The sequence below is a fragment of the Stenotrophomonas sp. STK17_22 genome (genome assembly GCF_051983905.1).
Classification (GTDB): Bacteria; Pseudomonadota; Gammaproteobacteria; order Xanthomonadales; family Xanthomonadaceae; genus Stenotrophomonas; species Stenotrophomonas maltophilia_A.
In genome coordinates, this window is sequence record NZ_CP197010.1 from 85,459 (window position 1) to 110,104 (window position 24,646).

Annotated in this window: 19 protein-coding genes; 7 read left to right on the top strand and 12 right to left on the bottom strand. The window is 68.1% G+C overall.

Going from position 1 to position 24,646, the window contains the following annotated elements; translation table 11 throughout:
• The first annotated feature begins 24 nt into the window (after window positions 1-24).
• The 5 genes from ACSYS9_RS00355 (at window position 25) to ACSYS9_RS00375 (ending at window position 6,389) form a co-directional block, all read left to right on the top strand.
• Complete coding sequence (locus ACSYS9_RS00355; protein WP_256201245.1) at window positions 25-417, top strand: hypothetical protein; 393 nt, start codon at window positions 25-27, stop codon at window positions 415-417.
• On the top strand, window positions 407-1,627 hold the full coding sequence (locus tag ACSYS9_RS00360) for an MFS transporter (protein ID WP_071228631.1): 1,221 nt from the start codon (window positions 407-409) through the stop codon (window positions 1,625-1,627). Before ACSYS9_RS00355 ends, ACSYS9_RS00360 begins: the two co-directional genes overlap by 11 nt.
• Before the next feature lie 17 nt (window positions 1,628-1,644).
• On the top strand, window positions 1,645-3,900 hold the full coding sequence (locus tag ACSYS9_RS00365; RefSeq protein ID WP_071228688.1) for a TonB-dependent receptor: 2,256 nt from the start codon (window positions 1,645-1,647) through the stop codon (window positions 3,898-3,900).
• Between the two features lie 104 nt (window positions 3,901-4,004).
• Window positions 4,005-4,391 carry a BlaI/MecI/CopY family transcriptional regulator gene (locus ACSYS9_RS00370; RefSeq protein WP_004133922.1) on the top strand — a complete coding sequence of 129 codons (387 nt, stop codon included), beginning with the start codon at window positions 4,005-4,007 and terminating at the stop codon, window positions 4,389-4,391.
• A 3-nt stretch (window positions 4,392-4,394) separates the two neighbouring features.
• Window positions 4,395-6,389: a M56 family metallopeptidase gene (locus ACSYS9_RS00375; RefSeq protein WP_071228630.1), complete on the top strand. Its 1,995-nt coding sequence runs from the start codon at window positions 4,395-4,397 to the stop codon at window positions 6,387-6,389.
• A gap of 67 nt (window positions 6,390-6,456) precedes the next feature.
• Here the strand turns inward: ACSYS9_RS00375 and ACSYS9_RS00380 are convergent, their stop codons facing one another.
• From ACSYS9_RS00380 to ACSYS9_RS00390, 3 genes are all read right to left on the bottom strand, one after another.
• Entirely contained in the window at window positions 6,457-6,771 is a 315-nt protein-coding gene (locus ACSYS9_RS00380; RefSeq protein WP_071228629.1) for an I78 family peptidase inhibitor, read from the bottom strand.
• 66 nt (window positions 6,772-6,837) lie between these two features.
• Window positions 6,838-7,863, bottom strand: coding sequence for a ribonuclease H-like domain-containing protein (locus ACSYS9_RS00385; protein WP_049422397.1), 1,026 nt, complete (start codon window positions 7,861-7,863; stop codon window positions 6,838-6,840).
• Window positions 7,860-10,349, bottom strand: coding sequence for a DEAD/DEAH box helicase (locus tag ACSYS9_RS00390; RefSeq protein WP_049461564.1), 2,490 nt, complete (start codon window positions 10,347-10,349; stop codon window positions 7,860-7,862). Before ACSYS9_RS00390 ends, ACSYS9_RS00385 begins: the two co-directional genes overlap by 4 nt.
• Before the next feature lie 212 nt (window positions 10,350-10,561).
• Here ACSYS9_RS00390 and ACSYS9_RS00395 point away from each other — a divergent pair, with 212 nt between their 5' ends.
• Both ACSYS9_RS00395 and ACSYS9_RS00400 read left to right on the top strand, forming a co-directional pair.
• A complete protein-coding gene (locus tag ACSYS9_RS00395) occupies window positions 10,562-11,080 on the top strand; it encodes a hypothetical protein (protein WP_012509660.1) in 519 nt (172 codons plus the stop codon).
• 39 nt (window positions 11,081-11,119) lie between these two features.
• On the top strand, window positions 11,120-11,794 hold the full coding sequence (locus ACSYS9_RS00400) for a hypothetical protein (protein ID WP_071228627.1): 675 nt from the start codon (window positions 11,120-11,122) through the stop codon (window positions 11,792-11,794).
• A gap of 99 nt (window positions 11,795-11,893) precedes the next feature.
• Here ACSYS9_RS00400 and ACSYS9_RS00405 read toward each other — a convergent pair whose 3' ends face one another.
• From ACSYS9_RS00405 to ACSYS9_RS00445, 9 genes are read right to left on the bottom strand one after another with little or no spacing between them, the layout of a single operon-like run.
• Window positions 11,894-13,702, bottom strand: coding sequence for a hypothetical protein (locus ACSYS9_RS00405; protein WP_071228626.1), 1,809 nt, complete (start codon window positions 13,700-13,702; stop codon window positions 11,894-11,896).
• Entirely contained in the window at window positions 13,699-15,873 is a 2,175-nt protein-coding gene (locus ACSYS9_RS00410; protein WP_071228625.1) for a hypothetical protein, read from the bottom strand. The genes ACSYS9_RS00405 and ACSYS9_RS00410 overlap by 4 nt, the downstream gene beginning before the upstream one ends.
• Window positions 15,870-16,991 carry a BatA domain-containing protein gene (locus ACSYS9_RS00415; RefSeq protein WP_071228624.1) on the bottom strand — a complete coding sequence of 374 codons (1,122 nt, stop codon included), beginning with the start codon at window positions 16,989-16,991 and terminating at the stop codon, window positions 15,870-15,872. The genes ACSYS9_RS00410 and ACSYS9_RS00415 overlap by 4 nt, the downstream gene beginning before the upstream one ends.
• Complete coding sequence (locus ACSYS9_RS00420; protein ID WP_071228623.1) at window positions 16,988-17,884, bottom strand: DUF58 domain-containing protein; 897 nt, start codon at window positions 17,882-17,884, stop codon at window positions 16,988-16,990. The genes ACSYS9_RS00415 and ACSYS9_RS00420 overlap by 4 nt, the downstream gene beginning before the upstream one ends.
• A 7-nt stretch (window positions 17,885-17,891) precedes the next feature.
• The gene (locus ACSYS9_RS00425) at window positions 17,892-18,875 is read right to left on the bottom strand and encodes an AAA family ATPase (protein ID WP_071228622.1); all 984 of its coding nucleotides are present in this window, start codon (window positions 18,873-18,875) and stop codon (window positions 17,892-17,894) included.
• Window positions 18,876-18,891: 16 nt separating this feature from the next.
• Window positions 18,892-19,599: a DUF4159 domain-containing protein gene (locus tag ACSYS9_RS00430; protein ID WP_071228621.1), complete on the bottom strand. Its 708-nt coding sequence runs from the start codon at window positions 19,597-19,599 to the stop codon at window positions 18,892-18,894.
• A complete protein-coding gene (locus ACSYS9_RS00435; RefSeq protein WP_019336350.1) occupies window positions 19,599-20,933 on the bottom strand; it encodes a TldD/PmbA family protein in 1,335 nt (444 codons plus the stop codon). Before ACSYS9_RS00435 ends, ACSYS9_RS00430 begins: the two co-directional genes overlap by 1 nt.
• Window positions 20,934-20,954: 21 nt before the next feature.
• Entirely contained in the window at window positions 20,955-22,589 is a 1,635-nt protein-coding gene (locus tag ACSYS9_RS00440) for a TldD/PmbA family protein (protein ID WP_071228620.1), read from the bottom strand.
• A 30-nt stretch (window positions 22,590-22,619) separates the two neighbouring features.
• Window positions 22,620-24,251, bottom strand: a complete 1,632-nt coding sequence (locus ACSYS9_RS00445) for a TldD/PmbA family protein (protein ID WP_071228619.1) — start codon at window positions 24,249-24,251, stop codon at window positions 22,620-22,622.
• Window positions 24,252-24,646 lie beyond the last annotated feature (395 nt).

Consider the following 24,646-nt stretch of genomic DNA (forward strand, 5'->3'; position numbering starts at 1 on the left):
TTCCCCTGTTCAGCAAGAAGGTCGATGGCAATGGGTCTGGTGATCAACGAGGCGGTGGTGCTGCGTGCCGTCTTCCATGGCGCGGTGGATGCGGACCAGATCCGGTACTGGCTGGAACGCGTGCAGGCGCTGATCGAGGCCCACCGTCCCTTCTACTTCATTGCCAGCACCGCGCCCGGTGCCACCTTCTGCGACGATTACCGTGCCCTGCAGGCGGTCTGGTACAAGCAGTACAAGGCCGCCTTCCGGCAGTACTGCCGGGGCCTGGTACGCATCGCCAGCGATGCCGCCGAGCGGCAGCGGCTGGACACCCCGGCGCTGCACGCGGCCTGGGCCGTGCCTTACTTCGTCACCACCGATGCCGGCGCGGGCATGCGCTGGATTGGTGAGCACCTGGAGCAGGCCGATGCGCACTGAGCGCGCCGCCGCATCGCCGTTCGGCCTGGGGGTGATCGTCGCGCTGTACATGGCGCATGCCTTGCCCCTGTATTTCTACAACGTGGCGGTACCGGCCATCCTGCGCAGCCAGGGCGTGGATCTGCGCTGGATCGGCATGTTGTCGCTGCTGTACCTGCCGTGGGCGCTGAAGTTCCTGTGGGCGCCGCTGGTCGACCGCTGGCACCTGCCCGCCCTCGGCCGCCGCCGCAGCTGGCTGTGGCTGACCCAGCTGTTGCTGCTGGCCGGGATCCTGGTGCTGGCGTTCACCGGCCTGGATCATGGCCTGGTCGTGTTCGTGCTGGTCGGCATGTGGATCTCGACCATTGCCGCCACCCAGGACATCGCCATCGACGGCTATACCGTGGAGGCGCTGGCGCCGGCCGAGCACCGGCTGGGCAGCATGGCGCAGAGCGTGGGCGTGGCCCTGGGCAGCATGATCGGTGGTGCCGGTGTGCTGTGGCTGTATGAAACCCGCGGCTGGAGCGTGGCCCTGCTGAGCCTGGCGGCAATGAGCGCACTGACCCTGCTGGCAGTTCAGCAGATCAATGAAACGCCGGCCAGGCCCGACGCGCCGCGGCCGAGCATCCTGCGTGCGCTGCGGCGCCGCGAACTGCGCTGGGCGCTGCTGCTGATCGTGCTGTACCGGCTGGTGGAAGCGCCGGCCATGGCGATGATCAACCCGCTGCTGGTCGACCAGCAGTTCAGCCTGACCGAGATCGGGTTGCTGATCTCGGTGGGCGGTGCCGGTACCGGCATGCTGGCTGCGGTGGCCGCCGCCTGGCTGCTCAAGCAGCGCCGGGCCGAGCAGTTGCTGATGCACGCTGGCTGGTGGCGCACCGTGTTGTATGTACTGCTGGCGTTGATGCTTTACAGCGGTGCGATGGCGTCGTCACGGTGGGGTCTGGGCGCGCTGGTGATCGCGCTGCTGGCGCTGCGCTATGTGGCGATGACCAGCCTGTATGCCCTGTTCATGCGGGTCAGTTCGCGTGCCCAGGCCGGCACTGACTTCACCCTGCTGGTGTGCTTCGAGCTGCTGGTCAATTTCATCGGCGGCGCGTTGTCTGGCTTCCTCGCCAAGGGCCTGGGCTACCCCATCTACTACATCGCGCTGGCGGCAGTTTCGGCGCTCGGGTTGCTGCTGTGCCGGCCGCTGATGCGCCGCTTCGCAGCACCCACGAACTCCCCCTGATACGCAACGAGGACACCATGCGGCATACCGCAGCAACCCTTCCGCTGGCGATGCTGGCGTTGGCCATCAGTGGCCAGCTGGCGGCGCAGAATACGTCCGCTACGGCTGGCACCCGGCAACTGGATGCGGTGAGTGTCACCGCCGTGCGAGGCGCACGCAGCGTGGCCGAGATCGCCGGCACCGTGTATGCCATCGAGCGCGAGCAGATTGCCCAGCAGATCACCGCCGGGCGCAGCACCGCCGACATCCTCGGCCAGTTGGTGCCGTCGCTGGCGCCGGCCAGCGGGACCACCAGCAACTACGGCATGACCATGCGTGGCCGCAGCGTGCAGGTGATGATCGATGGCGTGCCATTGACCGGCGCACGCGATGGGTCGCGCCAGCTCAACAGCATCTCGCCGACCATGATCGAGCGCATCGAGGTGATCTCCGGCGCCACCGCGCTGTATGGCGCCGGTGCCAGTGGCGGCATCATCAACATCATCACCCTGCAGCCCGGTGAGCAGCCGGTGCAGCTGGCCAGCCAGTTCGGCCTGCGCAGTCCCTCGCATCTGTCCAATGACACGCTGGCCTGGAACGCCGCGCAGACCATGACCGTGCGCGGCGATCAGTTCAGTGGCGCGTTCGGCATCGCCTATGGCCGGCAGGGCGCATCGCTGGATGCGCATGGCCGCCGTATCGGCCCGGAGATCGCGCAGACTGATCGGCAGGACACCGAGACCCGCGAACTCAATGCGCGCTTCGACTGGACCCCGACGGACAGCCAGCAGTTGAGCGTGGGCGTGCGCTGGTTCGACGATCAGCAGGACAGTGATCATGGCCCCGACTATGGCCCGCGCCTGGCTGCGCTGTTCAACCCAGCATTCACGCCCAGCCACCAGGCGCTGCCCGGCCTGCAGCTGGAGGCGCAGCCACGTACCCGGCACCAGGGAGTGAATGCGCAGTACCGCAACCGCGATGTACTGGGCGGGCAGGAACTGAGCGTGGAAGCCTATTACCGCAACGAGCAGGGGCGCTGGTTCCCGTCGGTGTCGACGCTGGTGCACCCGGCACTGCGCGGTGGCTTCGCCTATGTGGCGATGCAGTCCAATACCGATATCGATGTGTGGGGCCTGCGCACAGCGCTGCACAAGGGTTTCGACGTGGCGGGCCGCAGCCTGCAGCTGTCGTACGGCGTGGACCACGAGCGCGAGCAGGACAGCCAGCGCGGGCAGATGTATGACATCAACCGCTTCATCGCCAGCAACGGTCTCGATTACCAGCCCACCGCGCAGTACGCGATGGGGCCGGACGTGCGCGTGGATACCACCGGCCTGTTCCTGCAGGCCGACCATTCGCTGAGTGAGCGCTTCAGCGTGCAGGCCGGCGTGCGCCACCAGATCCTGCGCAACCGCGTAGAAGACTCGCTTCCCTACACCGAAGCGATCACCGCCGATGCCGTTGCCGGGTATCAGCCGCACCTGCTGCGGGGCGGCCGCGTGCGCCACTCGCAGACCCTGTTCAATGCCGGCGTGGTGTACCGGATGGATGCATCGCAACAGCTGTTCGCCAACGTCTCGCAGGGCTTCAGCCTGCCCGACACCCAGCGCATGCTGCGCGATGTACCGGCAAGCTTCGTCATCGACAGCCGCAACGTCGGCCCGATCAAGGTCGACAGCTATGAGCTGGGCTGGCGCCGCAGCGATGCATCACTGCAGAGCGCGGTGACCGCGTTCTACAACCGCTCGGACAAGACCGTGCAGTTCAACCGCGACTACAGCGTGTCGGTGGCCGACACCGATGAGCGCGTGTGGGGTGTGGAGGCCAACCTGCGCTACACGCCGACGGCGCAGCTGGAGCTGGGCGCAAGCCTTGCCAGCACCCGGGGCCAGTACCGCGATGCTGCCGGACGTTGGCGTGAGCTCAATGCGTTCCGCGTTTCACCCTTGAAGGCGGGTGTGCATGGGCAGTGGCGCTTCGCCAATGACAGCCTGCTGCGCCTGCAGGGACAAGTGGTGGGCGGGACCGATCGTGCCTGGCGCGATGCACCACTCGCAGCGATCAGTCCCAGCATCCGCGCTACCCCGGCGGCGAAGATCCACGGCTATGCGGTGTTCGACCTGATCGGCGAGCTGCCGCTGGCAGGCGGCCGCTTCAGTGTCGGCATCTACAACCTGGCTGATCGTGACTACCGCACGGTCTATGGCCAGCAGGCCGAGGCGACCTACGGGAAGATGTCCAGTCTGCCGGCGGCAGGGCGGACCTTCTCGATCGGGTATCGGGTGGAGTACTGAGGGGCACGCCCCCCTACCGTTCGTCGGCCCATGACTTCCGGGGGGTTGACTACAGTTGTCGTCACACTGAAAGTGGCGACACGTGTAGTCAAGGGAGTGGTGTCATGCGTGGCAAGACGATCGGGGACCAGGAACTGGCCCTGCTGCAGTACATCGATGAACATGCGCCGGCCAGCGTCGGCGAGGTCGCCAGTGGCTACGGCGAGGCCCGTGGCCTGGCCCGGTCCACCGTGCTGACGATGATGGAGCGGCTGCGGGCGAAGGGGTATCTTCGTCGCCAGCAGCAGGACGGCGTCTACCGCTACCAGGCCACGCGTGGCCCGGAAAGTGTGCTGCAGGGTGCAGTGGCCCAGTTCGTCGACAACACCCTGCAGGGCTCGGTGTCGCCGTTCGTGGCCTACCTGTCGCAGCGCCAGCAGGTCAGCGACAACGAGCTGGCCGAGCTGGAAGCGCTGGTCGCCGAACTCCAATCGCGCCGCCACGAGGGCTGAGCCATGGACACCACGATGCTGATCCCGTTGTTGGAACGGCTGGGCTGGACCAGCCTGCAGACCGTGCTGCTGGTGGCCCTGGTGTACGGCGTGTGCCGCGCACTGCCGTCGCTGTCGGCGGCCACCCGCTGCCGCCTGTGGTGGCTGGTGTCGCTGCAGGCCGTGCTCGGCCTGTTCTGGAGCCAACCGCTGCAGCTGGCCTGGTTGCCGGCACCGCAGGCGGTGGCGATGACCGCCACCGACGTTGCCGCAGATCTGGTCTACCCGCTGGCGCCGGAAGCCTCGGCGCAGCTGCTGGCGACGATGCCGGTGCCTGCAGCGGACGTGCCGGCAGTGGCGTGGTGGGCCGTTGCACTGGCTGCGCTGTGGGCATCCGGTGTGCTGCTGATGGCCCTGCGCACCTTTGGTGAATGGCGCCGCTGCCGCGCGCTGCTGGCCGCCGCCTATCCCTGCGAGGACGAAGCGCTGGTGCAGGCCCTGCAACTGGCCTCCGATGCGCACGGCGTGCGTCCTGCGCCGCGGTTGTGGATGAGCACGCAGGTGGACGCACCGCAGCTGGTCGGGCCGTTCCGCCCGGTGCTGCTGCTGCCGGCCGGCGACAACGCCCTGCAGGGTGATGCGCTGGACCTGGCACTGACTCACGAACTGCAACACCTGCAGCGGCGTGACCTGCAGTGGGGCCTGCTGCCCGCACTGGCCCAGCACCTGTTCTTCTTCCACCCGCTGCTGCGCCTGTCGGTGCGCGAATACGCACAGGCCCGCGAAGAAGCGGTGGATGCGGCCGTGGTTGGCCAGCATGGCGCGAGCCGTCAGGCCTATGGCCGCCTGCTATTGCAGCTGGGCGTGGCACCGCAGCCACACCTGGGCGTGGCCAGCGCCGCGCCGAACACCACCAGCCTCAAGCGTCGCCTGCTCTCGCTGCAGCCGCGCCGGGCCTGCCCGCGCATTCTGGCGATGGCACTGACCGCCGTCGTGGTGCTGGTGGGCGTGGCACCGATGCGGCTGGTCGCTGCGCCAGTGCCACCGGCACCGCCCGCGCCGCCGGCCGCACCGAAGGCCGTGGTGCCGCCACCGCCGAAGGCTCCGAACGCGCCGCCCGCACCGCCTTCGGCCGCGCGCGTTCCGGCCGTGCCGGTGGCGCCCGCGCCGCCTGCCGAGCCGGCCGATGTCGAGGCGCTGTCAGGCCCGGACGATGCCGATGTGGCGGTCGACGTGGATGTCGATGTGGATACCGACATGCACAGTGAACATTCGACTTCCCACACCACCTCCATCACCACCTACGGGCGCCTGGATCTCGGCAAGTCGCCGTTGCAGGCCTACGTGCTGGTCGATGGTGATTCGACCTTCGCCAATGGCGGCATCGACGATGTAACGGTGGCCCGCAGGCAGCTCGGCAAGGGGCCGGCGCTGTGGTTCCGCCAGGGCGACAAGCGCTATGTGGTACGCGACCCGATGCTGATCCAGACCCTGCAGCGCGCCTACAGCGGCGCCGCAGACCTCGGTCGCCAGCAGAGCGAACTGGGCCGCCAGCAGAGTGTGCTGGGTCGCGAGCAGGGCGAACTCGGCAGGCAGATGGGTGAGATGGGCCGCCTGCAGGGCGAGGAGTCACGCCGCCTTGCGCTGGCCGCCGCTGAAGTAGCGCGCAGCGCGATGGCCGCCCACGACATCAACCGTGAGGCCGCCGCAGAAGCCGCGAAGGCGGCGCGTGGTGCGACCAGCGATATGGCCGTTGCACGTGAGGCTGCACGTGAGGCCGCCGCTGAGGCACGTCGTGCAATGCAGGAAGCCCGCAGCGAGGCCGCGCAATCCGGCCGCACCCGTGACATGCAGCGCCTGGCCAGCCAGCAGTCTGAACTGGCCAGCCGACAGGCGGCACTGGGCAGCCAACAGGCCGCGTTGGGCGAGCGTCAGGCACGCGTGCATGCGCAGGCATCGCAGCAGGCACAGCAGGTGATCGCGCGCGCACTGGCCAGCGGCAAGGCCGAGCGACTCTGAGCGGTAGTGCCGGCCGCTGGCCGGCAATGTGGGGTGCCGGCCAGCGGTCGGCACTTCCCTGGGAACATCAACCGCAGCTGGCGCGCTCGATGCGGTTCTGCGCATCCACCTGCACGGTCACGCGGTCCTGGCGGAAGTCCATGGTCACCGCCATGCCCGGCTTGACCACCCGTGCACCGCGCGCGCCGCTGTCAGCCACCAGTTTCTTGATCGTGGCTTCGTCGGCGGTCTTGCCGGTGAAGGCTTCCAGCGCCTCCGGCCTGCATTCGTGCGCGGTATCGGCCACGGGCGCCGGCGCGGGATCGTGGGTGGTGCTGCTGCCGGCGTGACTGCAGGCGGCCAAGGGCAGGATGGCGAGCAGGACCAGGGGGCTGAGGCGCATCGTCGGTCTCCAGGCGTGGATGGTGGCGGCAGTGTCACCGCTGCCACCGTCAGGCTGCGTCAACGCCTACTGCCCGACCAGCGCCAGGGTTTCGCGCTCACGTTGTTCTTCCCGTACCAGCCGCTGCAGCAGCAGGGCCAAGGTCACCACGTCCTGGTGGTTGTGGTCGGCCACCCGGCGCAGGTTCACCGCGTCGCCGCCGCGCAGGAAGCGCAGCCATGCGCCCGGCGCTTCAGAACCGGGCAGGTCGTCCTCGCGCACCACGCGCAGCAGCTGGCGCTCGATGGTGGACAGCTTGCAGTTCTCCCACGTGCCGCGATAGCGGCGACGGGTCGGATAGAGCAGGTCGACGTGATCCAGCGCGCTGATCGGGCAACGCTGGCGGGCCAACCGGTAGCGCGCCTTCAGCAGCGGCGCATCGTAGCTGCGGCCGTTGTAGCTGCAGAACACGGTGGACGGCTGCAGCCAGCGGGCGAAGGTGGCCAGCATCGCATCCTCGGCGGCCATCGTCGCCATCAACAATTGGCGGATGCGCAGGCCTTCGCCGCGTTGCGGGCACACATGCCAGTCGGCGGCCCCGATCATGAAGGCGCGGGTGCCGGTGCCGCCGGCCAGGCCGGTGGTCTCGGTATCGAAGAACAGCAGGTCGAGCGGGGATACGTGTTCGCCTTCGCGGCGGGCGAAATCCAGTGACAGCGGCTGCGCCGGAATGGGCTGCGGCTGCAGCGATTCGATCAGGAACAGGCCCGGTGCGATCTCCTCACCGGGCAGCTGGCGATCCTGCGCGCTGGCGCGTGCCGGCGCGGCTCCACCCCGCGAACGCAGGCCGAGCAGGCGATGCAGGCTGCCCACTTCCGGCCGACGCAGCGGTGCGGGTGCCGGTGTGGAGGCCGCTGCACCGGTCGGCTTGTGGCGGATTTCCTGTTCGACCCAGGCGAACACCGAACGCTCGGCCGGTGGTTGCCGCGCATCGTTGGCGGCAACCGGTGCCGCAGGTGCTGCGGGCGGCGGCTCGGGCGCAGCCGGCGTGACTGCCTTCGGGTCACCGGCCTGCTTCCGCAGCAGGCGCAGCTTGTCCAGGCTCAGGCTCACGGGGCCAGCAGCTCCATCGGGTCGCGGGTGGTCACCACCACGTCGGGCACGTGCTGGCAGGCCTCGGCATCGAACAGGTCCAGCACACGCAGCGCCAGCGCGCGCGGCGAGGTGTCATCCTCTTCCTGCGCGGCCAGCACCGGGCCGACACAGGCCGGGCAGCCGGCCTTGCAGTCGCAGCGCTGCACCAGTTCGCGCGCGCGCTGCACCAGCTCGGCCTGGCGCTGCCACAGCGGTTCGCTGAGGCCGACGCCGCCGGGGAAGTTGTCGTACAGATACACGGTGGGCACGAACTCCTGCAGCAGTTCCACCACACCGGGATCGCCCTCGCTGCCGCGCAGCTGGCCACGGCCGCTCTGGTCGGCAATCGCGAACCAGGAACCATCGCCGTTGCCCACCGACTTCTGCAGGTCACGCGCATCGGCCATCACCGCTACGGTGGCGACGATGTGCAGCGCATACGCGGCGCCGAGGAAGCCATCCAGCGCATCCTGCTTGCTGGCGAACGCGCGCAGCAGCAGTGCCTGCGGTAGCTGCCACCACACCGCAGTGGTGTGCAGTTCCTGGTCGGGCAGGTTCACCGGGCCGTAGCCGATGTTCTCGTGGGTGTAGTAGCGGATCTTCTTGTAGCCGGCCACGCGGCGCACCACGTGCACCTCGCCATGATGCGAATCACCCCGGCCGGCCACGCCGCCGTCGAAGCGGTCCAGCACCTTGAGCTTGGTGAAGTCGATGCTGTCGGTGTAGTAATCCACATGCGTGCGGGTGACATAGGCCTTGCGGCCGTCCCAGTCGAGCGTCTCCACCTGGTAGGGCGTGGACTGCACCATGTGGATGGCACCTTCATACAGGGTGAGTGCGGCAGCGGAATAGTCGACCTCGGCGATGATCTGCTGGCGGCCATCGCTGCGATCGACCACCACGAAGTTGCCATCGGCCACCGCACGCAGGCTGACCGCGTTGGCCGGGTAACTGTCGGCGATCCATTCCCAGCGTTCGCCCTCGCGGTGGATCACCTCGGTTTCAGCCAGCGCTTCCAGGAACACTTCCGGGTCGATCGGGCCGAAGCCATCGCCGACCCGGAACGGCAGCTCGAAAGCTGCGCAGCGGATGTGGTCGAACAGGATCAGCGGCTGGTCCGGCGCGATGCGCGCGTGCTCGGGCGAGGCCTCGGCGAAGAAGTCCGGATGCCGCACCACGTACTGGTCCAGCGGCTGCGAACTGGCCACCATCACCCCAAGCGCCGGCTGCTGACGGCGGCCGGCACGGCCGAAGCGCTGCCAGGTGGCGGCCACGCTGCCAGGGTAGCCATTGAGGATGACCACGTCCAGGCTGCCGATATCCACGCCCAGCTCCAGTGCCGAGGTGCTGACGATGCCGTCGATGTTGCCGGCACGCATCGCACGCTCGGTCTCGCGGCGCTCGGTGGGCAGGTAGCCGCCACGGTAGGCGCGGATGCGCGGCGGCTTGCGCGGGTCGTGGTCGAAGATGTCCTTCAGGTACTTGGTCAGCACCTCGACCATCAAGCGGGTCTGCGCGAACACCAGGGTCTTCAGCCCGGACTTGATCGCAATGCGTGCGATGCGGTTGCTCTGCGAGCGTGCCGAGGCGCGCAGGCCCAGGTCCGGATTGATCACCGGCGGGTTCCACAGCAGCACCTGCTTGGGCCCGCTGGGCGCGCCGGATTCGGTGATGGCGGTGACCGGTGCCTCGATCAGCGCCTCGGCATGGGCCTGCGGGTTGCCGATGGTGGCCGAGCACAGGATGAACTGCGGTTGCACGCCGTAGAACGCGCAGATGCGCTTGAGCCGGCGCAGCACGTTGGTGACGTGACTGCCGAATACGCCGCGATAGGTGTGCACCTCGTCGATGACGATGTAGCGCAGGTTCTCGAAGAACTGCGCCCACTTGGTGTGATGCGGCAGGATCGCCTGGTGCAGCATGTCCGGGTTGGACACCACGATGTCGCCGTGCAGGCGGATGGCCTGGCGCGCATCGCCGGGAGTGTCGCCATCGAAGGTGAAGGCCTTCACCCCGAGGTCGCCGGCGCGGTTGAGTTCCAGCAGCTCGGCCACCTGGTCCTGGGCCAGTGCCTTGGTCGGGAACAGGTACAGCGCCTTGGCCTTGTCCTGCATCGCCGCGCTGACCACCGGCAGGGTGTAGCACAGCGACTTGCCGCTGGCGGTGGGGGTGACGATGGCCACGTGCTCGCCGCGCTGGCTGGCGTTCCAGGCCTCGGCCTGGTGGCTGTAGAGCTGTTCGATGCCACGCGCCTTCAGGGCGGCAGCCAGGGCCGGCGGAACCGAATCGGGAATGGGCGCATAGCGGCCTTCGCGGCCGGGAATGGCAAAGCTGCCGGTGATGCGGTCCTGGTAGCGGCGCTGCAGGCGCGCGCTGAGCAGCGCGCCGTCGCGGGCGGGCAGGCCATCGCGGGTGGCGAGCTTCTGCTCGGCATCGGCGGTGCGCTTGGCGAGTTCGTAAGCCATGGAAAGTGGAGCCGGGACGGATTGCGAGGGGTCACATGGCACCACACTCACGTCTCAGGATGTGAGACACCGCACACCAAGGGCATGAACCGTTCAGTGCTCGCGTCCCGTGGCGTCGCCGCATCTCCCCTGGCTGAACAGCTGCCAGTGCAGCAACGAAATCTGAAGCCGGCATCCGTATCCTTGGGTGCTGGACGCAACCAACAGGGTGGATGGCTGTGGCACGACGTGGAACGCAGGGAGCCGTCCTGGCCAGCATGCTGCTGGCCGGTATCGCGCAGGCGCAGCAGGCCACGCCGGTAGCGGTGCCCGACCCAGCGCCCGAACCTCCTGCAGATGCGCCGGCGGCAACCACCGCGCCGATCTCCACCACCCTGCCGCAGGACAACGTCACCACCCTTGGCGAAGTGCGTGCGCTCAAGCCCGAAGACGAGCCGCTGGATCTGTACCGTTTCAAGAACCCGGTGAAGTTCGGCGACAACCGCTTCAGTCGCGACTGGAGCGAACCGCCGTCGCCGGAGCAGGTCAGCATGGGCGGTGGCTACATCATGATGGGCGTGGTCAAGGGTGTGATGGCGGCGGCCAAGGGGATCAACAAACTCACCGGCGGACCGGCGCAGATCCAGGCCGCCGTGGCGCGGCCACCGCCGGAGCTCAGTGCCGAACAGCAGCAGCGTGCGCTGCGGTTCTCCCAGGAGCAGGATGCCGGCGATGCACCGCCGGTGAAGTAGGCCGGTATATCCTGCCGGCTCCCCACCGCTAGTGCTGCCATGTTCCTGCGTTCGATCTGCCTGCTGGCCGCATTGCTGCCGGCGTCCGCCTTCGCCGATGGCATCGCCGATGATGGCGCCTGCCGCAATGGCGCGTTTCCCTCTGAACAGAGCCGGTTCGCTCTGGCGCGGGTGGTCGATGCGCCCCGTCTGTACCTGCTTGGCGACATGGACGGCTGCCCGGCGAAGGGCGAACCGGCCTGCCGACAGCGCAGCTATGTGGTCAATGGCGATACCGTGGTGACCGGGCGTGATCTTGGCCGCTACCGCTGCGCGTTCTTCCCGAACAAGGTGGGTGGCAGTGCTGGCTGGGTGGACCGCAGCAAGCTGCAGGCGTTGCCGGTGGGCGTGCCGTCGCTGCAGGATTGGGCGGGCCACTGGAAGGACGGCGACAACGGCCTGCGCATCACCGTGCAGGGCGGGCAGCTGCATGTGGAGGGTGACGCCTACTGGCCCTCCGCCAACCCCACGCCGGAGCAGCGTCCCTACGGGCCGAACATGGGCCAGGTGGAAGCGCGCGCGGCGCCGCGTGGTGCCGATGTCGAGTTTGTAGAGGACACCTGCAAGGTGCGCGTGCATTCGCTGGGGGAGGTGCTGATCGTGGCCGACAACAGCGAATGCGGTGGCATGAACGTGCGCTTCAACGGCGTGTACCGGCGCGCCGGTTCGCGTTGACCCCGCGGAAAGGCGCCAACCAAGGTTGGCATCTACCAGGGCAACCGGCCAGTAGATCCACGCCATGCGTGGATGCTGTCCGTGATCCAATCGATGGGCTCAGCGTCGCCGTTCCAGCCACCACAGCAGCGATGCGCACAACACGAACGCCAGCCACCACGGCCAGCGTGGGCCTGCCACGGATTGCATCACTGACGCGCCCGCCGGGGTGCTGGCAGCCAGTGCACGCGTGGTCGCATCGATCATCGCCTGCCGATGCAGCGTCGGCGCATCGTTCGGATCGAACACATAGCGCCAGACAACGCTGCCGCCATGCTGCAGGCGCTGCCAGCCTGCCTCACGGGGCCACCAGCCGACGCAGCGCAGCGCCGACGTCGCGCCATCGACGATCAGGGGTACATCGTCGCCACGCTTGTTGAAGACCTGCAGCGGCGCCTGCACACCGCACAGCGCTTGTCGTTCGCCTGCCCAGCTGATCGGTTGCGGTGACCACAGCGCATCAGCGCTGCCCTGCGCGCGTGCCAGCGTGGCCACCACGCCGCTCCACAGTTCGCCGTGGCGGTCGTCGCGCCCGGCCAGTACCCAGCGCCAGCTGTCGGTCAGCGGCAGCAGGCCGATGCGGCCCTTGCCGGCAGCGCGCCAGCCACCGACAGCCTTGCCCGTGCCATCCTGCAGCAGGGCGGTGCTGCCCGGTGCCTGCAGCGCGAGTGCTTCCAGCGCAGGCAGGGGAGCATTGTGCGAGCTGCGGTCAGCCTCTTCGCCGTAGCCGGTCGGCAGCGTACCCGCGGCGAGCGGGCCACGCCGTGCGGCGAGGACCGCGCTGTCGCCGTCGCCGGGAAGTTCGAGGGCGTGGCTGCTGCCATCGCCCTGCACCGGCAGGCCCAGATCGCGGAGGCGCTGGCGCGCGCTGGCCGAAGGTGCGCCCGCACTGCGTACCAGCACGCCCAGTCCCTCGCGCAACGCCTGCCGCACGGCAGCCAGCTGGCCGGCACTCAATGCGGCCAGGCTGCGCTCGTCCAGCAACAGCAGATCGCTGCGCGCGAGTGACGCCGCATCCAGCGCGACCGCGCCATCTCCCACGCTGACACCCGCCCCGGTATCGGCCTGCACCTGCACGCGGATGCCGGCATCGGCCGCCCAACGCCGCAGGTACTTCAGCTCTGGACCCGGCGCACTGGCGCGCACCAGCAGGCGCAGCGGTGCGGCCGGCAGGGTCTGCTGCGGCACCGGTACGCTGTCCACCACATGGCCGTCGGCATCGAGCAGGCGCAGCTGGAACACGCTGCGGCCTTCGGCGCGGGCGATGCCGCTGAGCTTCACGCGCCCGTCCTCGGCAACGTCCATGCGATCAACCACGCTGTCGGCGGGGTCAAGCAGCTCTGCTTTCGCTTTGGCCGCGCCACGCGCCTGTGCCTGGACGTCAAAACGAGCACCGGGAGCGACATCGGCCGGTGGCTGCAGCGCGATCCAGCCGCGCGGCTCCGGTGCGGCCTGCCAACGTACATCCGGCGGCAACACCGCGTCGCGATCGCGTGCGGCGAGGCCCGCACCGACCAGTGTCAGTGTGGACGCCGGATGCTGGCGCAGCGCGGTGGCCAGGTCAGGAACGCGCTGTGCGCCGGGAATGTCGGCAGCTTCGGGCAAAAGCAACAGCGGGCCTTCGCTGGCCGGGAGCGCGCCGGCCTTGCCGGCATCGGTTCCGAGCACCACCAGCCCGCCTGCGGGTTGCTGGCGGGTGGGCGGCACCAGGCAGAAATACAGCAGCGCGGCGACGATGATCTGCAGTGCGATCACGATCCACCGGCGGCCAGGGTGCGCGGTGTTTCCACGCAGCTGGCGCACGCTGGCGATGACCACGATCAGGGCGAGTGCCAGCGCAATCCACAGGTTCACAGCGGAGGCGTTCATGGCTGCGCCTCCAGCGCGTCGAGGTAGCGCTGGCCCATCGCATCGGCGGCACTGCGCCGCATCGCCTGCGGCAGCGGACGCTGCAGCGCCCGCCACAACTGTGCGCGCAGGCGCTGGCGACAGTCTTGGCAACCGGGCTCGATGCGCAGCTGCTCGATGGCCGCAGCCAGATCGAGTGCATCGGGCAGGTAGGCCGCGTTGCGCTGCTGCCAGGTCGCGAGCGCGTCCAGATCCGGCGCGCCGGTGTCGTCGCCGAGACGCTGCCAGGCTTCGACGATGGCCGGATCGGGCGGGGTGCGGGCGGCCAGCGGCAGTTCACGACTGGCCAGCCCGGCACGGTCACCGCCGAGGCGGCGGCCTTCATCGATCGGTGGCAGCTCCGGTCCGACACGGGCCAGATAGATGCGCTCGGCCTGCTGCACCTGCTTGATGAAGCCCAATGCCTTGTAGGCGAAGGGCAATGCCTGCTCCGGACGGCCCTGACGCAGCTCGCCTTCGGCCGACCACATCTGGTCCAGCGCGGCCTTCAACGTGGCGCGGGTCTGCGGATCGAGCAGGGTGGCCGCCTCGGCGTGGTCATGGGTGTGTCCGTATTCCGAGAGCACGTCGGTGGCGCTGCCGAACACCGGTGGCGTATCGGCATTGGACGCGTTGCCGCCGTGATCGTGGCCATGCTCATCGTGCGCTCCGGCCTCGGCGCCATGGTCGTGATCGTGATCGTCGTCGTGATCGTGGTCGTCTGCGGCGGGCGTATCGCTGGTGGGCAGGTCGCTGGTCGGCGGTGGCTTCGGCGCACCTTCGCTTTCCTCACCCAGGAACTGGCCGTAGCGCAGGCGCAGGATGCGCTGGTCGACGCCGATCGCATCGCTGCGCTTCACGAAGTCCTCGGCGGCGAGAGTGCGGCGCTGCCGGATCAGCGCTTCGGCATCAATGATGATCTGTCGCTGGCTGCGGAAGTAGGCCGGCAGGGTCTTCTTGATGCGGCCTTCCAGCTCTGCACCGAGTGCGACTTCGGCGCTGGGCAGGCGCAGGATCACGCTGCTGCTGCGTCCGGTCTGCGGCGTGGGCGCATGGTTGTCGCGCACTTCCAGCTGGGCGATGACATCGTTGCCGGGCTGTGCGCCCAGCGCAGCAAGATCAAGGGTATGGGCGAAACGCCGCGCGGTGGCTTCGCCGCTGCCGGCAAGCGTGACGCTGCGCTTCGCGAAGGTGATGTTCTCACCGCTGCCCTGGGTGGTGGTGATCGACAGTGTTGCCTGCGCCGCGACACCGTAATCGTCGCTGGCCTCGAAGCGCAGCGCCCATTGCCGTTGCCCGGGCGTGCCCAGCACCAGGCTGGCGGCGGGCTCCAGCACGCGCACGCTGGGCGCGCGGTCGGCCACTACATCCAGCCGATACAGGCGGGTCTCTGCCAGTGCCGGTTCGCTCACCACGCGGTACAGCACCGGCGTGCGTGCCACATCCTGCGCCTGCCACTGTCCATCGTGCTCGCTCAGTGGCAACCGGCGACCATCGTGGAACTGCAGCCATGCCTTGTCCGGTGCGCGGTCGAAGCGCAGGGACCACGACAGCCGGCTGTCGGCGGCGACCTTGGCATCCAGTGCGTTCTGGGTGAGCGTGGACTGGCCGGTATAAGCCGGTGCGTCGATGCGCAGGCGGGTGGACTGCAGGTGCAGTGGGCCCGCGGCAGCCGTACTGCCTGGCGCCGACGTGCGAGCAGGCGCGGAACCGGGATTCGAACGCGGCCAGCCGAGTGCCAGCGCAACGATGGCCAGGCCTGCGATCCAGCACAGTGCCAATGCCCCACGCGGCCAGCGCGGACGCAGTTCCGGCATCGCGCGTTCCAGCGTGGCCAGCACATGTGCGCGCTGGCGCTGCTGCAGCGGATTGAGGGTGAGCGTATCGGAGAACAGCAGATCGGCACTGTCCTCGCTGGCACCACTGCTATCGAGTTGGCGCTGCAGCCACTGGCGGTCCAGCTGGCGGGCACGTGCAGTGGCGAAGGCCGCGCAGGCGAGCAGGCTGACCGTGGCGACCACGCAGGCGATATCGAAACCGGACAGCCGCAGTGCGAGCGCCGTCGCAGCCAGCGCCCACGGCAGGCCCAGCAGCAGGGTGATGGCGGCGCGGCGACGACGCGCACGTTGCCAGGCATGCTGCAGCGTCTTCATGCGATCGCCCTGCGCCGCGCGCTGCTGGCCATCCAGCGTTCCAGTGCGAACAGCAGCACGATTGCCAGCAGAAGCCACGCCGTGGGCTCACGCACCGGCGATGCTGCGGCGGGCAGTGCAATCTGGCGCGGCGCCTGGTCCTGTGCATCGCCCACGCGTGGCGACGGCGGCGGCTGCAGGGCCAGCAGCAGGGAACGCGGCAGCTGTGGATCGCGCAGCGCGGTGTTGCTGGCGGCATCCCAATCACCCGGTAGTGACAGCAGGCGGCCAAGGCCGACACGTTGCTGCCACAACAGCGGCACGCCTTCGGCGCTGCGCAGCAGGACCTGGGCTTCCGTGGCGGGCTTGGTGGCGATCAGCACACTGCCGCCGTCGCGCAGCCAGGCCTGCCAGTTCGCCGGCAGTGCGTCGTTGCGGCTCCATACGCCGATCTCGCCGCGTTCGGGCAGGGCATCCGCCACCAGAGGAGCGAGCGGCGCCTGCACGCCCCACGCGCGCTGCAGTGCATTCAACCAGTGCTGGGCAGCGGCCGCAGCATCGCTGTGCACGCGCAGGCGCGGCGACGTTGCGGCACGCGGTTGCGCAGTGACCGGCATCGGCTGCGGGCGCCACTGCACCTCGCGCGACAGCTGCAGGCGGGCGCCATCAAGGCCGGGCAGGGGATCGGGAACGTGCACGGTCAATGCGGTGCCAACGGGCAGCTGCGCGTCCAGTTCGCGCAGCAGGCTGGGCAGGGAGGCCGTGGACGCAGGTGGCACTTGATCAATGGCCGGGAAGCCCGGCGCCAGCCAATGCCAGTTGCCTGCTTCGGCGGTGCCGCGCAGAGCGGTCGCGTCCAGCCCTGGAGCAACGACCGTCCACGCAGTGGGGGCTGGTGCAGGCCCGGTCAACGCAGGCCGTGCCAGCAGCAAAGCCAGCGCGGCCAGCAACAGCAGGCGCACCAGCAGCAATGGCCAGTCATCGAAGCGGATGCGCTGGCGTGGCCGGATCTGTGCGCGCAGCCAGCGCAGCGCGGCGAAATCCAGCGGTGTGTACGGATGGCGGCGGGCGAGGTGGATCAGCAGCGGCAGCAGCCATGCGGCGAGCGCGGCCAGACCCAATGGGAACAGCAGGGTCATGCACCGCCCCCACGGCCAAACAGCGCCTGCAGTGCCTGGTCCAGCGGCTGGTCGAGCCAGCCGGTGGCACTGGCGATGCCGCTGGCCTGCAGGCGCGACTGCAATGCGCTGCGTGCGTCAGCAAAGCGCTGCAGGTAGTCGGTGCGGATCGCCGCGCCATCGCCCAGCAGTTCCTCGCCGGTCTCCGGATCGCGGAAGCGATGGCCGGCGTCGAACGGGAAGTCGCGTTCGTCGGCAGTCAGGATCTGCAGCAGGGCCACTTCGCGGCGCGCGCTGGCCAGTTGTTCCAGCAGCGCGATGCCGGCTTCATCAAAGCCATCGCCAATGGCCAGCAGCATGTCGCCGGGGCGTACGCGTTCCCACAGCGGGCGTAGTCGATCCGCCGACGGCCAGCCGCCGCGTGCCTGCAGGGCATGCAGTTGCAGATGCACGCGGTCACGCTGGCGTGCGCCGTTCGCTGCGGGCACCAGCTGCAGGCCATCGCCATTGATCGCCAGCAGGCCGAAACGGTCGCCCTGCTGCAGGGCCAGCTCCACCACGCACGCGGCCACGCCGCACATGTGGTCCAGGCGCGTGCGCTGTGGTGCCGCGCGATCGGCCTGGCCGGCCGAGGCGGTGGCATCGAGCAGCAGCCAGACCGTGATCGGGCTTTCGCGTTCGGATTCGCGCACGAAGAAACGATCCGAGCGGGCGTACAGCTTCCAGTCGATCTGGCGCAGTTCGTCGCCCGGCTCGTAGGCACGGTACTGGGCGAATTCGAGACCGGCACCGCGGCTGCGGCTGGCGTGCTGGCCGATGCCGCTTGCGCCGCTGGCCAGGCGCGGCCGCAACCGCAACGTGCGCAGGCGCGCACGCAGTTCCGGTGGCAACGTCAGCGGGGCACCTGCGTTCACGCGTGGCTCAACCCGGGAACGGCACGGCCTGCAGCAGGGCGGCGACTACGTCGTCGGCACGCTTCTGCTCGGCCTCGGCGGCGAACGACAGCAGCAGGCGATGGCGCATCACCGGTGCGGCCAGTGCCTGAACATCCTCGCGGGTGGCGGCGAAGCGGCCCTGCAGCAATGCGCGTGCCTTCGCCGCCAGCACCAGCGACTGCCCGGCGCGCGGGCCGGCACCCCATTTCACCCACTGGTTGATCGCCGCCGGTGCGCCTTCGCCGGGACGGCTGGCGCGCACCAGGCGGGTGATCCAGGCCAGCACATCAGGGCTGACATGCACCTGGCGTACTGCGGCCTGCAGCGCGATCACCGCTTCGGCATCCATCACCTTCGGCACCGCGTCGGTGGCACCGCCGGTGGTCTGTTCCAGGATCTGCCGTTCCTCGTCTTCGCTGGGGTAATCCACCAGCACGTGCAGCAGGAAGCGGTCGAGCTGTGCCTCCGGCAGCGGGTAGGTACCGGCCTGCTCGATCGGGTTCTGCGTCGCCAGCACGAAGAACGGCGCGGGCAATGCGTAGGTGGTGCCGGCGTAACTGACCGTGCGCTCCTGCATCGCTTCCAGCAGCGCGGCCTGGGTCTTGGGTGGGGTGCGGTTGAGTTCGTCGGCCAGCAGCAGGTGGGTGAAGATCGGGCCCTGCTGGAAGCGGAAGTGGCGATGGCCGGTGCCGTGGTCTTCCTCCAGCAGCTCGGTGCCGAGGATGTCGCTGGGCATCAGGTCCGGGGTGAACTGCACGCGCCGGAACTGCAGCTCCAGTGCCTGGCCCAACGAGCGCACCAGCAGGGTCTTGCCGAGCCCGGGCGCGCCTTCCAGCAGGCAGTGGCCGCCGGCCAGCAGGCCGATCAGCAGCTGCTCGACCACGGTGTGCTGGCCCACCACTGCGCGTGCAAGCGCGGCGCGCAGATCGTGCAGGCGCGGCAGCAGGGAATCGAGGTCGGGGGAGGTCATGGGCGTGCAGGTCCTATCAATTGTTCAACGCGTACATCACGATGTTGACGCCGAAGCGGGTGTTGTCTTCGGCCAGGAAACGCTTGTTGCGCCAGTCGTAGTCCCACTCGCAGCCGTAGTCCTTGTTGCTGTAGAGCAGGCCCAGGCGGCCATCGACCTCGATGCCCTTCAGGTAGTCGTGCACCAGGTCGTCGCCCCAGCCGTTGAGTTCGAAGCTGGTGGCGGGCGGGCCATCGGGGAAGCGGAAGAAACTGCGGTACAGCGGATGGCTGTTGGGCAGCTTCTGCAGTGCCTTTGGACCGAACAGGCGACCCATCTGCGCCTCGAACGAGGTGGCGAACAGGCCGTCGATATCGTGGTTGCAGTCGTCGACGAAGACGAAGCCGCCATTGCGCACGTAGCGCACAAAGTTCTGCCGCTCGGCGGCGTTGAACTCCACCAAGGTGTGTCCGGCCAGGTAGCAGAACGGCGCTCCCAGCATGCGTGGGTCGGCCAGTGCGACAACATGCTCCTGCGGATCCACCCGCAATGAGGTGTAGTCGATCAGCGATGTGATCAGGTTGGACGGCATGCGCGCGTCCACGTCCCAATCGCCGGAGTCGTACTGCAGGCGGGTGAACCAGAAGTCGTAGCGCGAACTGCGCGGGCCTGACTGCGCCCAGGCTGGCAGCGCCGCCGCCGAAGCGGCAGCGGCCAACCAGCGCAGGCAGGCCCGGCGATCCATCAGACCGCGTCGGACAGCGAGGTGAAGGTGAAATCGCGCAGCTTCATCGGCGGGATCATCATCACGTAGCTGGATTCATCACCGGCCACGCGCACCGGCTTGCCCAGCTCTTCGATGTTGTTGAGCATGATCACCGGCGATTCGTTGAAGCGGAAGTTCTTCACCGGGTGCTTGATCTGGCCGTTCTCGATGTAGAAGGTGCCGTCGCGGGTGAGGCCGGTCAGCAGCACGGTCTGCGGATCGACCATGCGGATGTACCAGGTACGGGTGACCAGGATGCCCTTCTGGGTGCCGCGCACCAGCTCGGCGGTGCTCTTGTCGCCACCACTCATCAGCAGGTTGCCCGGCGTTGCCTTGGCGGTCTTGCCCTGCTTCTGCGCCCAGAAGCGCGAGTAGTCCAGGTTGGCGATCTTGCCGTTCTCGATGATGGCCATGCGCTCGCGTGGCATGCCTTCGCCGTCCCACGGCAGCACCGGTGCGTCCGGATGCCACGGATCGGCAATCATGGTCACGCGCGGGTCGTAGACCTGCTCGCCCAGTTTGTTGCCACCGCCCTTCTTCGACAGGAAGCTGCGGCCTTCATCGGCCGAGCGTGCGCTGAAGAAGTTCATCATGAAGCTGATCAGGCCCGCGGCCGCGGCCGGTTCCAGGATCACCGTGTACTTGCCCGGCTCCAGCGCCTTGGCTTCGGCCGATTCGGTGGCCTTGCGCATGGCGATGCGGATGTCCTGGTCGGCCTTGAAGTCGGCGGCATCCTTCAGGTTGCGGCCGACCCAGCCTGAACCGCGGCCGTCTTCGGTACGCACGGTGCAGGTGTAGTCGAAGTTGGTGGTGCGCTGGTAGGCGAAGTTGCCGTTGCTGTTGGCGGTGGCCTGGAAGCCCTGGCCGTCTTCGAGGAAGCCGGCGGCGATCAGGCCGTGGCCACGGCACGGGGCGATCGAATCGGCGGCGACCTTGGCGCGGAAGGCCGGATCGATCGCTGCAGTGGATTCGCTGAAGGTCGGGCTGGCGCGGTAGCTCTGCTTGCCGATGGCCGGCATGAACTCCGGGTTCTCCGGCGCCAGGCGCGCCAGGTCTTCGGCGCGGCGTACCACGCGTTCCAGCGCGGCATCGTCGAACTCATTGATCGAGGCCGTGCCGACGCGCTTGCCGAAGGCGACGGTGACCGCCAGTTCGGTGTTGTCGACGATGCCGCTGGTGGAGACATTGTTCAGCGCGAAACGGATGTTGCCGCTGATCGCGCCGGCCAGCACGGCGGTGCATTCGTCGGCCTTGGACAGGGCGATGACCTTGTCGAGGATGGCCTTGGCCTGGGCTTCGGTGAAGATACTCATGGTGTAAGGGCTCCTGACCGATCAGCCGAGGCTGCGTGCGGTGTTGATGACGTTGATGCCGTTGAAGCGCGCGGTCGACGAACCGTGCGAGACCGCCGAGACCTGGCCCGGCTGGCCCTTGCCGTCGAAGAACGAACCGCCCAGGCGGTAGTCACTCTCGTCGGCGACGGCGGTGCAGGCGTTCCAGAACTCCGGTGTGCGGATCTGGTAGGCCACGTCTTCCAGCATGCGGGTGATCTGGCCGTTCTTGATCTCGTAGAACAGCTGGCCGCCGAACTGCGCGTTGTAGCGCTGCTGGTCGATCGAGAACGAACCGTCACCGATGATGTAGATGCCGTTCTCCACGTCCTTGATCAGGTCCGGCACGCTCAGCGGCTTCTTGCCCGGTGCCATCGATACGTTGGCCATGCGCTGGAACTGCACGCTGGACCACGAATCGGCGTAGCAGCAGCCGTCGGACTCGGTCTTGCCGAGGATGTGGGCCTGGTCGCGGATGGTCTGGTAGTCCACCAGCTTGCCGTTGCTGATCAGGTCCCAGCGCTTGCACTTCACGCCTTCATCGTCGTACGCCACCGCCCCGAGGCTGCCCGGCTGGGTCTTGTCGGCGAAGATGTTGACCAGCTCGCTGCCGTACTGGAAATGCTGTTCGCGCTTGTCCAGGGTGGCGAAGCTGGTGCCGGCGTAGTTGGCTTCGTAGCCGAGCACGCGGTCCAGCTCCAGCGGGTGGCCGATCGACTCGTGGATGGTCAGCCAGGTGTGCGACGGATCGAGCACCAGGTCGTACTTGCCTGGCTTCACCGACGGAGCCTTCAGCTTCTCCTGCGCCTGCTTGGCGGCGGCGATCGCGTCTTCCTTCATGTTGTAGGAAGAGCTGTAGTTGACCACGCCATTCGGGCTGATCACCTTGCCGGCAGCCGCACCGTCCAGATACTCGTAGCCCAGGCCCATCGGCGAGGACAGGCCTTCGCGGGTACGGAACTTGCCACTGGCCTTGTCGATGGCGGTGATCGTCATCGGGGCCCAGATGCGGTGCACGTCCTGGTCGATGTAAGAGCCATCGGTGGAGGCGAAGTACTTCTGCTCGTTCACCAGGAACAGCATCGAGTTGACGAAGCTGGCACCGGCGCCCATCGCCGCAGCGTTGACGTCCAGCAGCAGGCCGACCTTGTCCTTGATCGGCACTTCCATCGCATTCTTGCGGATAGGCGTGCGCCAGCTCACCTCACCCACGCCCGGCGCCTTGGCCAGCTGTACCGGTGCGGTCTGCACGCCGGCATTGGCCTTGGCGATTGCTGCGGCCTGCTGCGCGGCCTTGGCTACATCGGCCGTACCCAGCGCATTGGTGGCGGCGAAGCCCCACGCACCGTTGACGATCACGCGGATGCCCACGCCGGTGGACTCGGTGTTCACCACGTTCTGCACCTTGTCCTCGCGGGTGATCACGAACTGCCGCAGGTAGCGGCCGATGCGCACGTCGCAGTAGGTGGCACCAGCCTGGCGGGCAGCGGCCAGCGCCGCATCGGCCAGGCGCTTCTTCAGCCCCAGGTCCAGCGTGCTCTGCAGTTGTTCAGCGGCAATCGCCTTGCCGAAGAAGGAGGGCACGATCAGCCCGCCCGCGGTAAGCCCGGTCAGGGCCAGGAAGTCACGTCTTTGCAAGGCTGCTCTCCATGTCGAAGGATGGGTGGCTCAAGCGCCGAGACTGCGCGCGGTGTTGATGATGTTGATGCCGTTGAAGCGGGTGGTGGACGAACCGTGCGAGACCGCCGAGACCTGGCCGGGCTGGCCCTTGCCGTCGAAGAACGAACCACCCAGGCGGAAGTCACGCTCATCGCAGATCGCGGTGCACGCGTTCCAGAACTCCGGCGTACGGATCTGGTAGGCCGCATCCTCGACCATGCCGGCGATCTTTCCGTCCTTGATCTGGTAATACAGCTGACCACCGAACTGCGCGTTGTAGCGCTGCTGATCGATCGAATACGACCCGCGGCCGTGGATGTAGATGCCGTTCTCCACGTCCTTGATCATGTCTTCGACGCTGAGCGGCTTTTTGCCCGGCGCCAGCGAGACATTGGCCATGCGCTGGAACTGCACACTGGACCAGGAATCGGCATAGCTGCAGCCATGCGATGCATCGCGGCCGAGGATGTGGGCCTCATCGCGGGTGGCCTGGTAATCGACCAGGATGCCGTCGCGCACCAGGTCCCAGCGCTGGGTCTTGACGCCTTCGTCGTCGTAGCCGACCGCACCGAGGCTGCCCGGTTGGGTCTTGTCGGCGAAGAAGGTGACGATGTCGCTGCCCCAGCGGAAACCGGCATCGCGCTTGTCCAGCGTGGCGAAGCTGGTGCCGGCGTAGTTGGCTTCGTAGCCGAGCACGCGGTCCAGCTCCAACGGGTGGCCAACGTTCTCGTGGATGGTCAGGAACAGGTTGGACGGGTCCAGCACCAGGTCGTACTTGCCCGGCTTCACCGACGGCGCCTTCAGTTTCTCGCGCGCGTGGCGGGCGGCGGCGATGGCGTCCTCGACCGGGTCGTAGGAATCGCGGTAGGCGGTGATGCCACCGGGCAGCTGCACCTTGCCGCGCGCATCGCCATCGAGGAACTCGTAGCCCATGCCCATCGGCGAGGACAGGCCGGCACGAGTGCGGAACCTGCCGCTGGCCTTGTCGATGGCGGTGGCAGTGAACGGCAGCCAGATGCGATGGATGTCCTGGTCGATGAACGAGCCGTCGCTGGAGGCGAAGTACTTCTGTTCATTGACCAGGAACAGGGTGGAATTGATGTAGTCGGCGCCCGCATTCAGCGCGGCGGCGTTGAGCGCCAGCAACAGCTCGACCTTGTCCTGGATCGGCACCGCCATCGCGTTCCTGCGCACCGGGGTCTGCCAGCGCACCTCGCCCACCGACGGCGTCGGTGCCAGCTGCACCGGCCGGGTCTGGATGCCGGCGTTGGCGCGGGCGATCGCTGCGGCCTGCTCGACCGCCGCGCGCACGGCAGCCTCGGTCTGCTGGTGGGTAGCGGCAAAGCCCCAGGCGCCGTTGACGATCACCCGCACGCCGATACCGGACGATTCGCGGTTGGTCACATTGCCGACCTGGTGCTCGCGCGTGATGACCGACTGGTTGAGATAGCGGCCGATGCGCACGTCGCAGTAGCTGGCCTTGGCTGTGCGTGCGGCGGCGAGCGCAACGTCCGCCAGGCGTCTGCGCTGGGCGGTATCGACCGGGGCGAGCAGCTGCTCGGCGGCGATGGCACGGGAATGCGGCAGCAGCAGGCCCGCCAGGCCCAGACCGGAAAAAGCCAGGAACTCACGTCGTTGCACAGCGTTTCTCTCTCGCTTGCGTGCGGTTGGCAACGGGCCGGACCGATCACGTCAACTCCTCGACTTTCGCCAGCGCGGCGCGTCCGGGCAAGTGACTGCAGTCATGGTTGGGTGGGTTTCGGCAGGGCTTGCAGCCCTGCACCCGCAGAGGCTACAAGCCAAGGCAACGTCAAGGTCAACGTCGAAAGCTGGCCATCCGTGGGTTGGCGGGGTGGGTCCGGTTGCGGGGGACGCCGTAAATCCGTCCATGGAGGCTCGGTCGCGCCATCCATGGCGCTCACGCCCCCGCAACCGGACCCACCCCGCCTTCGACGGTTTCCTGCGAGCTGTTGGAACCTGCTGCTGTTGGTGGGTGCCGACCGTTGGTCGGCACGCGGTCGGATCACGTCTTAAAA

Bases quoted from the DNA above. Each gene is read 5' to 3' on its own strand.
- ACSYS9_RS00355 (WP_256201245.1), top strand. From the start codon at position 25: ATGGCAATGGGTCTGGTGATCAACGAGGCGGTGGTGCTGCGTGCCGTC.
- ACSYS9_RS00360 (WP_071228631.1), top strand. From the start codon at position 407: ATGCGCACTGAGCGCGCCGCCGCATCGCCGTTCGGCCTGGGGGTGATC.
- ACSYS9_RS00365 (WP_071228688.1), top strand. From the start codon at position 1,645: ATGCGGCATACCGCAGCAACCCTTCCGCTGGCGATGCTGGCGTTGGCC.
- ACSYS9_RS00370 (WP_004133922.1), top strand. From the start codon at position 4,005: ATGCGTGGCAAGACGATCGGGGACCAGGAACTGGCCCTGCTGCAGTAC.
- ACSYS9_RS00375 (WP_071228630.1), top strand. From the start codon at position 4,395: ATGGACACCACGATGCTGATCCCGTTGTTGGAACGGCTGGGCTGGACC.
- ACSYS9_RS00380 (WP_071228629.1), bottom strand. From the start codon at position 6,771: ATGCGCCTCAGCCCCCTGGTCCTGCTCGCCATCCTGCCCTTGGCCGCC.
- ACSYS9_RS00390 (WP_049461564.1), bottom strand. From the start codon at position 10,349: ATGGCTTACGAACTCGCCAAGCGCACCGCCGATGCCGAGCAGAAGCTC.
- ACSYS9_RS00395 (WP_012509660.1), top strand. From the start codon at position 10,562: ATGGCTGTGGCACGACGTGGAACGCAGGGAGCCGTCCTGGCCAGCATG.
- ACSYS9_RS00400 (WP_071228627.1), top strand. From the start codon at position 11,120: ATGTTCCTGCGTTCGATCTGCCTGCTGGCCGCATTGCTGCCGGCGTCC.
- ACSYS9_RS00405 (WP_071228626.1), bottom strand. From the start codon at position 13,702: ATGAACGCCTCCGCTGTGAACCTGTGGATTGCGCTGGCACTCGCCCTG.
- ACSYS9_RS00410 (WP_071228625.1), bottom strand. From the start codon at position 15,873: ATGAAGACGCTGCAGCATGCCTGGCAACGTGCGCGTCGTCGCCGCGCC.
- ACSYS9_RS00415 (WP_071228624.1), bottom strand. From the start codon at position 16,991: ATGACCCTGCTGTTCCCATTGGGTCTGGCCGCGCTCGCCGCATGGCTG.
- ACSYS9_RS00425 (WP_071228622.1), bottom strand. From the start codon at position 18,875: ATGACCTCCCCCGACCTCGATTCCCTGCTGCCGCGCCTGCACGATCTG.
- ACSYS9_RS00430 (WP_071228621.1), bottom strand. From the start codon at position 19,599: ATGGATCGCCGGGCCTGCCTGCGCTGGTTGGCCGCTGCCGCTTCGGCG.
- ACSYS9_RS00435 (WP_019336350.1), bottom strand. From the start codon at position 20,933: ATGAGTATCTTCACCGAAGCCCAGGCCAAGGCCATCCTCGACAAGGTC.